This window comes from Clostridium gallinarum (assembly GCF_014836325.1).
Lineage (GTDB): Bacteria > Bacillota > Clostridia > Clostridiales > Clostridiaceae > Clostridium > Clostridium gallinarum.
This window is the reverse complement of record NZ_JACSQZ010000070.1, coordinates 1-15952: the sequence shown is the minus strand read 5'-3', so window position 1 is coordinate 15952 and position 15952 is coordinate 1. Positions and strand designations below refer to the sequence as shown.

The window sequence follows — 15952 nt, the reverse complement described above, 5'->3', positions numbered from 1 at the left end:
CCTAAGTTTTATATAAAAAAGGAAAGAGATAATATTATTTGTGATTTAAAAATAGATTATATTAATTCTTTAGATGGAATTAAAGATGATAGATTTATTGAAAAGTTAGAAATGTCTCTTGAAAGATATAAGTTTATAAGAAAAAATGAGTATTTTATTTTTATAGGAAATGAAGAGGATAGATACACTTTATTAAAAGAAGGATTAGAATTTTTAAATAAAATAGGTAGGGTTATTTTATCTAATGATTTTAAAGATATTAATTTAATAAATTCTACTGATATTGTTAGTAATTTAAGAGAGTTTAATGAAAGATTTTATTTTGATTATAAAATAGAAGGATTAGAATATGAGGAAATTCCAGAAGTTTTAAATTCAATAAGAAAAGGAAGTGCTTTTTATAAAACTAAAAGAAGTAGTTTCTTAGATTTAAAGGATGAAAAACTAGTAGGATTTTTTAGAGCTTTGGAAGAATTAAATTTATTTAATGATAGTTATGAAAAAGAAATAGAAGTAAATAAATTTGACTTACTTCATTTAGAAAATAAAATAGTTAATAAAAGGCTACCTTTTATATCTGGAGAAGAAAAAATAAATATTTTATTAGAAAAGTTAAAAAATAAAGATAAAGAGTATAAGGTTCCAGATAATTTAAATGCTAAGCTTAGGGAGTATCAAAAAGTAGGTTATAGCTGGCTAAGAACAATTGAAGAATTAGGCTTTGGAGGAATTCTTGCAGATGATATGGGACTTGGAAAGACTATTCAAACTATAACTTTATTATTGTCTAGAGAAGGAAAAAGAAGTTTAATAATTACTCCAACATCAGTTATCTATAATTGGAAAAGTGAGTTTGAAAAATTTGCACCTGATTTGAAGGTTGGAATTATTCATGGAAGCTTAAAAGAAAGAATGAATATTTTAGACGAGTTTAATAATTATGATGTTTTATTAACTACATATGGAACATTAAGAAGAGATATTTCTTTATATGAAGATAAAACTTTTGATTTTTGTATAATTGATGAAGGGCAAAATATTAAAAATAAAGCTTCAAAGGTTTCAGAAGCAGTTAAATCTGTAAAAGCTAACTGTAAAATAGCATTAACAGGAACTCCAATTGAAAATAATTTATTAGAACTTTGGTCAATATTTGATTTTATAATGCCTATGTATTTATTTTCAGAAGAAAATTTTAAAATGAAGTTTACTAGAGATAGTGATAAAGATTTAGAGGAGTTAAAGGAACTTATTTCTCCCTTTATTTTAAGAAGATTAAAAGAAGATGTTTTAGATGAATTACCTGAAAAGATTGAAAAAGAATATATAATTCCAATGTCAAGCAAGCAAAAGCAAGTTTACAATGGATATTTAAGAGAAGTTAAAAAGAAACTAAAGGAAAGCAAACAAAGTAAAATTCTTATATTTTCTTATTTAACTAAACTTCGTCAATTATGTTTAGATCCATCACTTTTAATAGAGGATTTTAAAGAAGAAAGTTCTAAAATAAAAACTTTAGAAGAAATAATAAAGGAAGTTTTAGAAGCTAATAAAAAAATAATTATATTTTCTCAATTTACTTCTGCCTTAAATAAAATAGGAAATAAGTTAGATACTAATAATATAGAATATTTATATTTAGATGGAAGTATTAGTGCAAAGGAAAGATTAAAATTAGCTGAAGAATTTAATAAAGGTAGTAAAAAAATATTCTTAATATCATTAAAGGCTGGAGGAGTAGGACTTAATTTAACATCTGCAAATGTAGTTGTGCATTTTGATCCTTGGTGGAATCCAGCAGTAGAAAATCAAGCAACAGATAGAGCATATAGAATAGGTCAAAAAAATGTAGTAGAAGTTATAAAATTAATTTCAAAGGATACTATAGAAGAAAAGATTGTTAGATTACAAGAAGAAAAGAAGGAGTTAATAAGCAAAGTAATAGATGGAAAGTCACTAAATGGTGATAAATTAAATTCAATTACAGAGGAGGAATTACTAAATCTTTTTAGTTAGTAAAATAATATGGATATATACACTATAGGTCATTCAAATTATTCAATGGAAAAATTAATACAAATGCTAAGATACTATAATATTGATACAGTTGTAGATATTAGAGGAACACCTTATTCTAAATACAATGTTCACTTTGATAAGGAAAGAATAAAGTATAGTTTAACAAAGTCTGGTTTTATATACATCTATATGGCAAAGGAGCTGGCAGCAAAGAGAATAAATAAAATTTCTTATAATGAGGAAGGGTATTCTGATTTTGAAAAAGTAGTACATGAGGAAGATTTTATTAGAGGAATAGAAAGACTTAAAGATGGTTGTAATAAAGGATATAGAATTGCATTACTTGGAGCAATGCAAGATCCTATAAGATGTCATAGAAGTATTTTAGTTGGTAGAGCATTAAAAGAGGTTGGATTTAACGTTATGCATATTTTAGATGATTTAAGTATTAAAGATCAAGCTTACATAGATGAAAGAGTGTTAGATAAATATTTTCCAGATAGATCTCAATTAACTATAGATGCACTACTAGGTAATGAAATGAGTACTGAGGAAATGATAAATGAAGGATATAGACTAGCAAACAAAGAAATTGGATATAGAATAGAAAATTTAAAATAGATAAAAAAATAAAATAGGTTAAATATTAATAAAAATAAGTATCTAAAATTGCTAGATGCTTATTTTTTATATAGATACACAGTGTTCCTTTGATAAAATGATAATAATAAAAGAATAAAAATATTTTATTATTAAAAAATGAAAAATAAATATATTAGTATATTAAAAATAAGTTGATTATATTAATATTTTAATATAATATATATTATAAACTTATAAAGATAAAGGGGGCAGAAAAATGGAAGAAAAAAGAGAACAATGGGGTTCTAAATTAGGATTTATTATTGCAGCTATAGGATCAGCAGTAGGATTAGGGAATATATGGAGATTTCCCTATATAGCATATACAAATGGTGGTGGGGCATTTTTAATACCATATTTCTTTGCTATTTTTACAGCTGGAATTCCTTTATTAATATTAGAATATGGACTTGGACATAAATATAAGGGATCAACACCATTAGCAATATCTAAGGTAAGAAAAGGATGGGAATGGGTTGGATGGTGGCCAACTATTAATGCATTTATAATATTAACTTATTATTCTATGATTTTAAGTTGGACAGTAAATTATTTAAAATTTAGTTTCACAAAGGCTTGGGGAAATGATAGTAATACTTTCTTTCATGTAGATTTTATAAAACTTACAAAATCACCTTTTGAATTTGGAGGATTTATTACACCAATATTAATTGGAACAATATTAGTTTGGCTTATAAATTGGTTTATTTGTTATAAAGGGATTAAAGCAGGTATAGAAAAGGCAAACAAAGTTCTTTTACCTACTCTTGTAGTTATTATGATAATAATTGCAATAAGAGCAGTAAATTTAGAAGGAGCAACTATAGGATTAAATACATTATTTACTCCAAATTGGTCAAAGGTTATGGATCCAAAGGTGTGGATAGCAGCTTATGGACAAGTTTTCTTTTCTTTAAGTTTAGCAATGGGAATTATGATTACATATTCAAGTTATTTACCTAAGAAAACTGATATTAATAATAGTGCTTTTATGACTGCTTTTGCAAATTGTGGCTTCGAATTTTTATCAGCTATTGCTGTATTTTCAATTTTAGGATTTATGGCAAATCTTAAAGGAGTTCCAATGAATGAAGTTGTTTCAAGTGGAGTTGGACTTGCTTTTGTAGCCTTTCCAGCAGTATTTAATGAAATGGGGACTCTAGGAAATATATTGGGAACATTATTTTTTATTTGTTTATTATTTGCAGGATTAACTTCTTCAGTATCCCTAATTGAAGCAGTATCAGCACCATTTATAGATAAATTTGGTTGGGCAAGAAATAAGGTAGTAGCAGGAATTTGTTTAATTGGTATTTTAATAGGAAGTCTTTATGCTACAGGAGCAGGACTTTATTTATTAGATATTATTGATAATTTTATAAATAATTATGGAATAGTTGTGGTTGGATTATTAGAAGTATTTTTAATTGGTTGGATTGCTAGCCCAGAACTAATCAGAGAACATACTAATGAAATATCTTATTTTAGAGTAGGTAAGTGGTGGAATATTTGTGTTAAGTTTGTAACACCAGCAATATTGATATTTATGTTAGTTCAAAGTATATTAACGGAAATAAAAACTCCTTACGGTGGCTATGAATTATCAGCTCTATTTGCATACGGTTGGAGTATAATTGGATTTGGAATATTACTAGCATTATTCATAAGTAAAAAGAAATGGCAAAATAAAAATATATTTATGGAAGTAAAATAAAGGAGGTATTAAAATGACAGGAGAAGCATTAATATTTTTTGCATTAGGAGCAACAGTACTATGGGGAGGCTTAGCCCTAACTTTTGGAATAACAATGTATAACGAAAAGAAACAATCTTTATAGAAATTAAAATTGTTTTCTCCCAAATTAAAATAAAATAGAAAATGGAGTTATCCAAAGGATAGCTCCATTTTCTATTTTATTAAAAATTATTTGATTTACAAAACTCCGAAAGGAGTTTTTTCATTAATTTTTCATTCTTAATTATTAATTTTTAATTGTGTGAGCAAAGCGAACACTAAACTACTCTCCAAGGTTCTTCTATCTTTTCCTGAGTTATACTATACTCTACTTGTTTTGATATATCTCTATGAAGTTTAAGTTTTTTAATTTTTACATTAAATTCTTCAGAAAAAACTTTTATAGTTTTACCTATGTTTTTTGTTGAGGTATTAAATACTTCAAGAGGTGTTAAAAATTTATTGTTATCCCTAAATTCATCTAAGTGTCTAACTGCTTCAATGGAAGCTTCTGTAGCAATCTCATTAATTTCTTCAATTAAATTTTTATTAAAGTCTTCAGGATATTTAACTTCTAAAATTATTCTATAACTTGTAGTTCTTCTTTGTTTACAAGGAACTTGCATAGTTAAATCATTTCCATCAAATTCTCCTAAGTAATTAACTAAAAATTCATTTCTTTCTTCTGGAACTTCGATAGAAGAAAGAATTTTTACATAGATGTCTTTAGTTCCGTTTGTCTTATATTCTTTTCTAGTTAATAAAAAAGAATCTTTTATAATATTTCTTTCAGAGCCTAAGTCACCTCTATAACAAATAAAAGAATCTATTTTATTTATATCTACGCCAAAGTAAACCCAAGTTCCTCTAAACCAACGAAGTCCAGAAACACTTTTTTTATCAACATTTAATAAGAAAGCCCAATAATTTCTACCACTTCTTTCCCAGATATAAGTAAATTTAAATAAGCAAAAACTAATAGATCCAGGACTTACAGCTTTAGTTTGTGGACTATTTCCTTTACTTTTATTTTTTCCTTGAGGTTGTTGGTTTAGACTTTTAACACCTGCCGTATCTTTAGAAGGTATAAAATTAGGTGGAGGACCAACGTTTAAATTACTGCCTTGAGGAGATGGATTTCCAGGAAACATTTGAAAAGGTCCAGGGAACATTTGTCTAGAATTTTCAGTTGGTGGTGGCCTTAATCTAGAGTCATCTGGATATAGAATAGAATCATCATCATTAAAATTCATTTATAAACTCCTAAATTTATAGTACTTTATAATTTATTATAGGTAGAACTTTTTAGAATGTTACCATATATTAAAGTATTATTTTTATAAAATTAGAGGTGAATTTATTTGGTAGAGATTAGACATGCAAATTTAAAGGATTATAAAGACATAAGTAGTATTTCAAAGGAATTACATGCATACCATTTAAAAAATAGACCAGATATATATAAAGAAACTAGAAAAACAATATGTAAAGCTTATTTTAATGATTTGCTAAGTGATGAATATATGGAAGTTTTAGTAATTACAATAGATAAAAATATTATTGGATATGCATTAGTAAGATATATAGAAATTAAAGATTTTGATTTGTTAAGAGATAAATATTTTGCGTATATAGATGAAATATGTATTAAAGAAAATTTTAGGAGAATGGGATTTGGGAAAATTCTATTTGATTATATATATGATTTAGTTAAAGCTAATGGGGCAGAAAGTCTAGAGTTAGGAGTGTGCTTTTTTAATAAAAGTGCAATAGAATTTTATAAATCTATGGGAATGATTGAGAAAACTATAAGAATGGAGAAAATTTAAAAAGGAAAAATTAAGAATTATGTAGAAAATTCTTTGAGGAGTTTTAGAGTAATGTTAGAGGGGGTTGTCTTATAGATAACTCCTTTAATAATTTCCTTATTTCAGTTTGCAAGTGTTAAAGTATCATAGCAAGGTGAGTTGGAGCTGTAATGCGGAAATTGGATATGATACTTTAACACTTTTGTATACTTATTAATTTTTATATTATCTTAGAATTGAAATGGAACCTAGATATAAAACTTTAAAAATTTTATTATAAATATATTTAGAAATTATTGACATTTGCTTGTAAACTGTATATATTAAATATATACAGTATTAACGGATAATGCAGAATGCGAGGTGATATAGTGAAAATATTAATTAGTAACTCCTCTAAGCTTCCTATTTATGAGCAAATAGTAAATTCTATAAAAGAAGCAATTATAAATGGAACTTTAAGTCCAAATGAAAAGTTACCATCTATACGATCTTTAGCAAAAGATTTAAATATTAGTGTTATAACTACTAAAAGAGCTTATGATGAGCTTGAAAGGCAAGGATTTATAGAAACTGTAGGTGGAAAAGGATGTTATGTTTCTTATTATAATAAGGAGTTAGTTTATGAAGAAAAATTGAAAGAAATAGAAGAAAAGCTTGAAGATATTTTAAATATATCAAGATCAATTAAGTTAAAAAAGAGTGATATTAAGAATATGATAGATTTGCTTTATGAAGGAGAATAGGATGATTAGGGTAGAGAATTTAAGTAAAACTCGAGAAAATTTTAAACTTGAAAATATTTCTTTTGAATTAAAAGAAGGATATATTATGGGACTTGTTGGACCAAATGGATCAGGTAAAACAACATTAATTAAAATGCTTCTTGGATTAGTAAAGCCTAATGAGGGAGAAATAAAGATTTTTAATAAAGATATTTATAAGGAAGAAATTTTTATTAAAGAAAATATAGGTTTTGTATTTGATAATTTTAATTTTTATCAACATTTAAAGATTAAGGATTATAAAAAAATATTAAAAGATTCTTATTCAAAATTTAATGAAAAATTATTTGATTCCTATATTGAAAGCTTCGGTATTAAAACTAGAAGTTATATAGGTGTTTTATCTAAAGGTGAGGCTATTAAAGTTATGTTAGCTGGGGCTTTATCCCATGATGCAAAATTAATTATATTAGATGAACCAACAGCAGGTTTAGATCCTATAGTTAGAAAGGATATTTTAAGACTTCTTCAAGAAGTAATTGAAGAAGGAAATAGAAGTGTAATTATTTCAACCCATATAACATCAGACTTAGATGGAATTGCAGATTATATAACATTTATTAATAAAGGTAAATTAGTTTTCAGTGAAGATATGGAGTGGATAAAAGAAAGATTTAGGATTTTTAGAGGTTCAAAAGAAGAAATTGAAAATAGTAATTTAAACTTTATATCTTATAAGAAAAATAAATATTATGAAGAAGGTTTATTTATAAATAAAGAGGGGTTAACTTCTGAAAATATAAGTGTTCCAAACTTAGAAGATATAATGTATCACTATATAAGGGGGGAGAAGTAGTGCTTCAATTAATTAAGAAAGACTTGTTAGTATCATTAAAGATAAGATCATTAAAAGCTGTTATATTAACCTGTATAGTTGGATTATTTTTATTAAGTGGATTATCATATATATTTCCAACTATTTTACCAATTATAATTACTTATATGGTAGTTATGAATACTTTTTATTATGATAGCTTAAATAATAGTGAAAGTTATATATTAAGTCTTCCAAATAAAAGAGAAGATGTAGTTTATTCAAAATATATTTTAATACTTTTATTATTATTTTTATCAAATATTCTTATGTATATATTTTTTGGAATAAATATTTTAAATTCAGTTAGAGTTATGGTGTTACAAGATGTAGTTGTAAGTTATTTAACTATATTACTTAGTTTTTCTATAACACTTCCACTTATTTTTAAATATAAATATAGAGTTAGTAGGATAGTAGCACCTTTTATAACTATTTTCATTGGATATTTTATTTCTACCAAAAATACTATAGTTAATTTTATTGAAAATGGAAAAGAAACATTTTTAATTAGTGTATCAAGAAAGATAGGAGTTTTACTTCATAGCATAATTAATTTTAATAATTACGATTATAGAGTTACAGCAAGTACTATATATATTATTTTATTATTCATGATAGCAGTAATTATCTTTTTATTTTCAATGTATATATCATTGAAAATATATAATAAAAGAGATATAGGATAGGGGGCTGCAAAATGAATAAAAAATTTATTTCTATAACTTTAAGTATTTTTATAATAAGTTTATTTTTTATATTAGGATTTAAATTTATACTAGGTAATAAAGTTTTATATATTGATTCAACTAATTTTGAACAAGGTGAGCCTATAATAAAGTATGTTGGATTTGAAGAAGATGACAGTTCTTATAAAATAAAAGTAAGTATAAAAAATACTACAAATTATATTGCTAGTTTTCGTGAGATAAGTCTGCAATTTTCAGGAGGTGCAGAAGGATCACCTACATTTACAGGATATGATTTAAAGCAAAGAGAATACTATTATAATTATAAAGAGGGAATGGAGGAATACAGTTCATTTTTCGATCCAAAGGAGGAAAGAATATATGTCTTTGAAATTTCTAAGGGAATAAAATTTGATAAAGAAGTTTTTGATACTAATAGAATGACTATCAGATATAATGTTCAATACTTTAAGCGTAGAATTAATAAAAATACTGTAATAGGAAATGCCTTTTCTAGTAGTAGTGTAGAGTTTATAGATAACTCAATAGATCCGTACAATTTAGAATAATAAAATTTAATTTTAAATAATAAAAATCCATGATAAGTGTCATGGATTTTATAATTTTATTTATTCAGTTTTAACACTTTTTTATTGAATTATATTATTAATTCTTATTTTCTTCTTTACCATAAATCTTTTCATATGAATCTTGTTCATCATTTAAATTTTTTACTATTTCCTCTGATTTCTCTCTTCTACACTTTTTGTTAAGCATGCATGCTATTCCGTCCATGTATAACACCCCTTTATGTTTTTATTAATCTGATTATACTATATTATAATCAAATTATCAATAAAAGTTACTAAAAAATAATAGTTATTAATTTATCAAGTTTGATAGTTATTAAATTATCAAAAAAATATATTTCTTTGTACAATATAGTATTTTCATAATAATATTATATATACAGTAGTATTAGTAAAATATATTCTTTATAAAATTAAAACATATAGAAAAGAAAAAATTTCTTCATATATAATAAGAATTTAAGGGGTTATATTAATTTTAAGATAACTTGGAATAAATACCGAGGAAGAACGAAATTAATATAAGCTCTTTTTTTATGATAAAAAATACTTGTCATATATAAACAAGGTTAATGAATATATTTTATAAAAAGGAGGGGAGTCATTTTGGATTTCAAGGAATTTATAAAAAGTGATAGAGAAAGTAGAAGTAAGGAAAAATTTGAAGGAACATTTTTAGAATATTTAGAAATAGTTAAAGAAAATCCAGATATAGCTAAACTTTCACATAGTCGAATTTATGACATGATAGTTAGTAAAGGGATAGAAGTTCTAAAGGGTGAAGAAAATCCTAAGGTGAAAAAAATATACGGCAATGATTCTATAAGAAAATATGGATTCTTTAAGGATGATTTCTTTGGTATTGATAAGATAATTATGAAGTTAGTTAATTATTTTCATTCAGCATCTATGAATGGAGAAGAGGCTAGACAGGTATTATATTTAGTTGGACCAGTTGGTGCTGGTAAATCTTCTTTAGTTGAAGCTTTAAAGAAAGCTTTAGTAGAATGTGAACCAATTTATTCATTAAAGGGTTGCCCTATGCATGAAGAGCCTCTACATTTAATACCAACTCATTTAAGAAAAGATTTTGAAAAGTTATTAGGAGTTAAAATAGAGGGAGACTTATGTCCAGTATGTAAGTATAAATTATTAAATGATTATAATGGAGAATATGAAAATTTCCCAGTAGAGAAAAAAGAATTCTCAATTAGATCAAGAAAGGGAATTGGTGTAGTTCCACCAGTTGATCCAAATAATCAAGATACTTCTATATTAACAGGATCTATAGATATTTCTAAAATGGATATGTATCCAGAAGATGATCCAAGAATTTTTTCTTTAAATGGTGCTTTTAATGTTGGGAATAGAGGTTTAGTTGAATTTATAGAAGTTTTTAAAAATGATGTTGAATACCTTCATACAATTATTACTGCAACTCAAGAAAAATCAATTCCTTCACCAGGAAAAGGTTCTATGATTTATTTTGATGGTCTTATAATTGCCCATTCTAATGAAGCTGAATGGACTAAGTTTAAATCAGATCATACTAATGAAGCTATTTTAGATAGAATAGTTAAAATAGAAGTACCTTATTGTCTAGAATTAGATGAAGAAGTTAGAATATATGAAAAAATATTAAAAAAGAGTAATTTTAATGCTCATATTGCTCCACATACTATGAAGATAGCTGCAATGTTTGCAATTCTTACTAGATTATCATCTTCTGCAAAGGTTGATCCTATAACTAAGCTTAAGATTTACAATGGAGAAGAAATAGTAGAAAAGGGTGGAACAAAGAGAATTGATATTAACGAGCTTAGAGAAGAAGCTGGTTCCTATGAAGGCATGAAGGGAATAAGTACAAGATTTATTATAAAGGCAATTGATAATGCATTATCTAGCTCAGAATATAATTGTATTAATCCTTTAAGCATAATGGAAAGTATAGTTAAATCAGTTAAAGAATTAGATATAGCAGCTGAAGATAAGAAAAAATATTTAGGATTTATTCAAGATACTATAAGAAAAGAATATAACAAGATTTTAGAAAAAGAAATTACAAAAGCCTTTATACATTCCTTTAGAGAACAAGCTGAAAGTTTATTTGATAATTATATTGATAATGCAGAAGCCTTTGTTAATAAGAGCAAGATAAAGGATACGTCTACTGGAGAAGAGTTAAATCCAGATGAAGAATTTATGAGAAGCATTGAAGAGCAAATTGGTGTTTCTGAAAACTCTTGTAAGGGTTTTAGAGCAGATGTTACTTCTTATATGTTCTACTTAGTTAGAAATGGAAGTAAGATAGATTATACTTCTTATGAACCATTGAAAGAAGCTATAGAAAAGAAACTTATGGCATCTGTAAAAGATCTTTCAAGAATAATAACAAAATCAAGAGTTAGGGACTCAGAACAGGCCGAAAAATATAATTCTATGGTTAAGGAAATGCAAGATAGTGGATATTGCTTACATTGTTGTGATGTAATTCTTAAATATGCTGCAAACAACTTGTGGAAGGATTGATAAAATGGCAATCTTTAGAGATAATGCAGATAATCCATTAGAGCATGATAGATCAATAGAAGATAGAAGAAGGCATAGACAATTAGTAGAAAAATCTATAAAGGAAAATTTAGGGGATATTCTTTCGGAGGAAAGTATAATTGGTGAAAGTAAAAATAAGAAATTTAAAATTCCTATTAGAGGAATAAAAGAATATCAATTTGTATTTGGTAAAAATAATAAGGGAGTTGCAACTGGAACTGGAGAAGAAAAGCGTGGAGATAAAATAGGAGATGGAAGTAAGAGTTCTGGAGAAGCAGGAAATAAGGGGGCAGGTAATTCTAAGGGAGAAGATATATATGAAACTGAAGTAACCTTGGAAGAGCTTCTAGACTATATTATTGAAGATTTAGAGTTACCTAATTTAGATAAGAAAAAGTATTCAGAAATAATTACAGAAAGCTCAGGGAGAAAGCGTGGTTATCAAAGATATGGTATAAATCCAAGGCTTGCAAAAAAGAAAACTGTTGCTGCAAAAATAGCTAGAAAGCAAGGGAAAAAGAGAGCTTTATTAGAAGCTGGATTAAGTAATAAAATTGAGAGATTTCCTTTTAAAGAAGATGATTTAAGATATCACAAGGTGAAGAAAAAGCCTAAGAAGGAAAGTAATGCTGTAATGATATTTATTATGGACGTTTCAGGTTCTATGGATAGTAGTAAAAAATATTTAGCAAGATCTTTATTCTTTGTTTTATCTAGATTTATAAAAAGAAAATATAATAATATTGCTTTTGAATTTATATCTCATACAACAATTGCAAAGGTAGTAAATGAGTTTGAATTTTTCCATAAAGCAGAGTCTGGTGGTACCTATATATCTAGTGGAATAAATACAGCTTTAAAATTAATTAAAGAAAAGTATCCACCATCTATGTGGAATATTTATCCTGTTTATGCTAGTGATGGGGATAACTGGAGTGAAGATAATGAAAGAGCAATGGAATCTGTTAGAGAACTTTGTGAAATAAGTAATATGTTTGGATATGCAGAATTATTACCTTCCACTTATTCAACTACTATGTATTATAGATTTAATAAGGAAATAAATAATAAGAACTTTGTATCTGTAATAGTTAAGGAAAAGAAGGACTTATGGGAAGCTTTAAAGATAATGCTATCTAAAGAGCTAAAGGAGGAATAATTATGGAATACAATGTTAGCACTTTAGAAGAGTGGAATGAAATCATAGAAAATAAGGCAAAGGACCTTGGGCTTGAATTTTATCCACAAGAATTTGAAATAATAGGATTTAACGAAATGTTAGGATATGAGGCATATGTGGGTATGCCTTCTAAATATCCTCATTGGAGTTATGGAAAGGCTTATGATAAAAATAAAACTTTGTATTCATTAAATATGACAGGATTACCTTATGAGATGGTTATAAATTCAAATCCTTGTTTAGCTTATTTAATGAGAGAAAATACATTATTATTACAAATATTAACTATGGCTCATGTTTATGGACATAACGACTTTTTTGCTAATAATAGATTATTTGTTGAAGGAACTAATGCAAAAAGTGTTTTAGAAATGTTTAAGCTAGATGCTGAAATTATTAGAAACTATATAAATGATCCTAGTATAGGTTATGAAAAAGTAGAAAAGGTATTAGATGCAGCTCATGCAATAAGATATCAAATACCAAGAGTTATTGGAATAAAGGAATTATCCAATGAAGAAATGAAAGAAAGATTAATTTTTTCATACAATTCAAAGAAAGAAAATAAAGGTATATTAGATACTGATGAGGAAATTGAATTTCCTAATATATCTAAGATTCCTTTAGAACCCTGTGATGATGTAATAGGATTTATTATAAAATATAGTTCTTTAGAAGAATGGGAAAAAAATATATTAAGAATAGTTAAGAGAGAAACACAATATTTTATACCTCAAATTGAAACTAAAATTATGAATGAAGGATGGGCAAGCTTTTGGCACTATAATATATTAAAATCATTAGATTTAGATGATGGACTTCATTTTGAGTTCTTAAAAAGACATAATGATGTAGTAGCTCCTATAATTGGAGGGTTAAATCCTTACTATATAGGTTTTAAAATTTTTGAGGATATAGAAAAAAGATATGGAAGAGAAAAGATATTTGAAGTTAGAAAAAATGAAAGAGATAGTTCATTCTTAAGAAGATACTTAACTAGAGAGCTTTGTGAAGAATTAAATTTATTTCAGTATTCAAAGAAGAGTTTTGATTATGTAATAAAAGAAGTATCTGATGAAGAGGGATGGAAAGAAATAAGAAATTATTTATCGGATACATGTGGTGTAGCATCTATTCCATATATAAGAGTTATTGACTTAAATAGAAGGGACTTAACCATTACTTTAGAACATTATTTTGATGGTAGGGAGCTAGAACTTTCCTATGCAAAGGAAACATTAAAGTATGTACAAGATTTATGGGGGCATAAGGTAAAGCTAATAACAAAAAATAAAGATGAAAAAATTATAGAATTAGTTTGCAATGAAGATAGGAATATATTTATAAATTAGTGTAAATACATTAATACTTTTTTATTTCACAATTAAACTAACCCTTGCATAATCTATAAGTGTATAAATTTTTAGGAGATTAGAATGGATTTTAAGGGAAGTAAAACTGAACAAAATCTTTATAGAACCTTTGCTGGAGAATCAAGAGCAAGGAATAAATATACTTTATATGCGGAAAAAGCAAGAGTGGATGGATATCAATGGGTAGCTGAAATTTTTGATGAAACTGCACATAATGAATTAGCTCATGCAAGGGAAGTTTATGGATCATATTTAAATTTAATAGGTTGTACTAAGGATAATTTATTAGATTGTATTTTAGGTGAAACAAATGAAACGGATAATGTTTATAAAAAGTTTGAACAGGAAGCTAAAGCAGAAGGCTTTAATGATATAGCAAGTTTTTATAAAGAATTATCTGAAGTTGAAGAAAATCATGCAAAGAGATTTAAAGAGCTTTACGATAAAATAGAAGATGGAACTATGTTTAAGGGGCCTGAAAATTCCTTATGGATATGTATGAATTGTGGTTATATTCATGAAGGAGAAGAAGCACCGCTAGTTTGTCCTTTATGTAAATATCCAAGAGCATACTACAAGCCTTATTGTAAAATTACTAATGATTAAGGAGGATGAGTATGTTTATATCAATACCCAAGGAGTTTTTTGTTCCAGTAGTATTTAGTGAAGATTTTAGATATAATAGTGAAAATAATTCTATGGAATATGATACAGAGGAAAAAAGAACTATTATTAATAGAGATAAACTTAAGGATTTAGACTTTATAGATGATACTAGACAAGAGGATGAGTTTATTAATTATTATAAAAATAACATAGTGGATAAAGATATAGAAGAGCAAACTATTAAATATATAATTAGTTTTGCAAGATTTATAGATGAATTAAGAGCAGCAAATTGTATAGGAAAAACTAAGGCTGAAAGTATAGAATTAATAAATTATTATGCAAAGAGCTTTAGAGAATTATACGAAGACTATAAAAATCTAATATCTGAGGTAAGACTGCCATTATCTTCATCAGATAAAGAAGGATTAATTGATAAGTATATAGGTAAGCTTGCAGATATTTTTAATGAAAGCTTAAAAGCACTGAATTGTAAAAATTTAAATTATGACATTATAGAGGAAACTATAGATAACCTACTCAATGATGCTAGAGAGATATTAAAAGAAAAAATAAGAAATATAAATTGTGAAATTGTAAATAAAGAGGAAGTTTGTAAAAGTAATGAAGAAGTTGAAGAAAATTTTGCTAAGGCTGAAAATATGTATGAAACCATAGATGAGGAATTTTTAAAAGAAATAAAAAATAGGTCAATAAGCAGGTGATTAATTGGCTTACAGGCATTTAATAAAGGATCAATATACTGATATAAATAATTTAACTACACTTTTAAATTCATTAGTCAACTCTTATAGATTATTAATAGGAGGTGCTTATGAACTTAATAATATATCAGAAGCTAAGAAGAGTGACGTTAAGGAAGCTGTTAAAAGAGCAGATGATGTAGGGGAAGTTATTGATGAAATTATAAAAGCATTAGATGAATGCAATACATCTTATGTTAAGTATTGTAAGATAAAAAAAAGTTTTATAGATGAAAAATCTATAAAAGATAATATATGGACTGAGATAAATCATGAATTAAATTTTAATAATTCATCTGATAGAGATTATGAGGAAGAATAAAGAGGCTGTCGCATTAGCGGATAAAAAATTCGCTAGCGAAGCTCCTTTCTTTTCATTTACAATGGATTGATTGTA

General features: G+C 26.2%; 17 protein-coding genes. 15 read left to right on the top strand and 2 right to left on the bottom strand.

Annotation, left to right across the window (positions count from 1 at the left end; translation table 11 throughout):
• From H9660_RS14155 to H9660_RS14140, 4 genes are all read left to right on the top strand, one after another.
• A partial coding sequence (locus H9660_RS14155) for a DEAD/DEAH box helicase (protein WP_191751028.1) occupies nt 1–2016 on the top strand: 2016 nt, incomplete at its 5' end.
• A gap of 9 nt (nt 2017–2025) precedes the next feature.
• A complete protein-coding gene (locus H9660_RS14150; RefSeq protein WP_191751027.1) occupies nt 2026–2640 on the top strand; it encodes a DUF488 domain-containing protein in 615 nt (204 codons plus the stop codon).
• A gap of 238 nt (nt 2641–2878) precedes the next feature.
• Nucleotides 2879–4375, top strand: coding sequence for a sodium-dependent transporter (locus H9660_RS14145; RefSeq protein ID WP_191751026.1), 1497 nt, complete (start codon nt 2879–2881; stop codon nt 4373–4375).
• A 13-nt stretch (nt 4376–4388) separates the two neighbouring features.
• Entirely contained in the window at nt 4389–4499 is a 111-nt protein-coding gene (locus H9660_RS14140; protein WP_191751025.1) for a MetS family NSS transporter small subunit, read from the top strand.
• 175 nt (nt 4500–4674) lie between these two features.
• Here the strand turns inward: H9660_RS14140 and H9660_RS14135 are convergent, their stop codons facing one another.
• Nucleotides 4675–5649 carry a hypothetical protein gene (locus tag H9660_RS14135; RefSeq protein WP_191751024.1) on the bottom strand — a complete coding sequence of 325 codons (975 nt, stop codon included), beginning with the start codon at nt 5647–5649 and terminating at the stop codon, nt 4675–4677.
• A 108-nt stretch (nt 5650–5757) separates the two neighbouring features.
• On the opposite strand from H9660_RS14135, the gene H9660_RS14130 reads away from it, so the two are divergent.
• From H9660_RS14130 to H9660_RS14110, 5 genes are all read left to right on the top strand, one after another.
• Nucleotides 5758–6225, top strand: coding sequence for a GNAT family N-acetyltransferase (locus H9660_RS14130; RefSeq protein WP_191751023.1), 468 nt, complete (start codon nt 5758–5760; stop codon nt 6223–6225).
• 350 nt (nt 6226–6575) lie between these two features.
• On the top strand, nt 6576–6950 hold the full coding sequence (locus H9660_RS14125; RefSeq protein WP_191751022.1) for a GntR family transcriptional regulator: 375 nt from the start codon (nt 6576–6578) through the stop codon (nt 6948–6950).
• 1 nt (nt 6951) lies between these two features.
• Nucleotides 6952–7785 (top strand): ABC transporter ATP-binding protein, encoded by an 834-nt coding sequence (locus H9660_RS14120; RefSeq protein WP_191751021.1) that lies wholly within the window; start codon nt 6952–6954, stop codon nt 7783–7785.
• Nucleotides 7785–8492: an ABC-2 transporter permease gene (locus tag H9660_RS14115; RefSeq protein WP_191751020.1), complete on the top strand. Its 708-nt coding sequence runs from the start codon at nt 7785–7787 to the stop codon at nt 8490–8492. Before H9660_RS14120 ends, H9660_RS14115 begins: the two co-directional genes overlap by 1 nt.
• An 11-nt stretch (nt 8493–8503) precedes the next feature.
• Nucleotides 8504–9061 (top strand): hypothetical protein, encoded by a 558-nt coding sequence (locus H9660_RS14110; protein WP_191751019.1) that lies wholly within the window; start codon nt 8504–8506, stop codon nt 9059–9061.
• Between the two features lie 97 nt (nt 9062–9158).
• Here the strand turns inward: H9660_RS14110 and H9660_RS16565 are convergent, their stop codons facing one another.
• On the bottom strand, nt 9159–9287 hold the full coding sequence (locus H9660_RS16565) for a hypothetical protein (protein WP_279289601.1): 129 nt from the start codon (nt 9285–9287) through the stop codon (nt 9159–9161).
• 401 nt (nt 9288–9688) lie between these two features.
• Between H9660_RS16565 and H9660_RS14105 the strand changes: the two genes are divergently transcribed.
• The 6 genes from H9660_RS14105 to H9660_RS14080 all read left to right on the top strand — a co-directional run bounded on the left by H9660_RS14105 (nt 9689) and on the right by H9660_RS14080 (nt 15877).
• On the top strand, nt 9689–11611 hold the full coding sequence (locus tag H9660_RS14105) for a PrkA family serine protein kinase (protein WP_191751018.1): 1923 nt from the start codon (nt 9689–9691) through the stop codon (nt 11609–11611).
• Nucleotides 11612–11615: 4 nt separating this feature from the next.
• Nucleotides 11616–12791 carry a sporulation protein YhbH gene (gene yhbH / locus H9660_RS14100; RefSeq protein ID WP_191751029.1) on the top strand — a complete coding sequence of 392 codons (1176 nt, stop codon included), beginning with the start codon at nt 11616–11618 and terminating at the stop codon, nt 12789–12791.
• A 2-nt stretch (nt 12792–12793) separates the two neighbouring features.
• Nucleotides 12794–14164: a SpoVR family protein gene (locus H9660_RS14095; RefSeq protein WP_191751017.1), complete on the top strand. Its 1371-nt coding sequence runs from the start codon at nt 12794–12796 to the stop codon at nt 14162–14164.
• Between the two features lie 84 nt (nt 14165–14248).
• Nucleotides 14249–14791 carry a rubrerythrin family protein gene (locus H9660_RS14090; RefSeq protein ID WP_191751016.1) on the top strand — a complete coding sequence of 181 codons (543 nt, stop codon included), beginning with the start codon at nt 14249–14251 and terminating at the stop codon, nt 14789–14791.
• An 11-nt stretch (nt 14792–14802) separates the two neighbouring features.
• A complete protein-coding gene (locus H9660_RS14085; RefSeq protein ID WP_191751015.1) occupies nt 14803–15516 on the top strand; it encodes a hypothetical protein in 714 nt (237 codons plus the stop codon).
• 4 nt (nt 15517–15520) lie between these two features.
• Nucleotides 15521–15877: a hypothetical protein gene (locus H9660_RS14080; RefSeq protein WP_191751014.1), complete on the top strand. Its 357-nt coding sequence runs from the start codon at nt 15521–15523 to the stop codon at nt 15875–15877.
• Nucleotides 15878–15952: the final 75 nt, after the last annotated feature.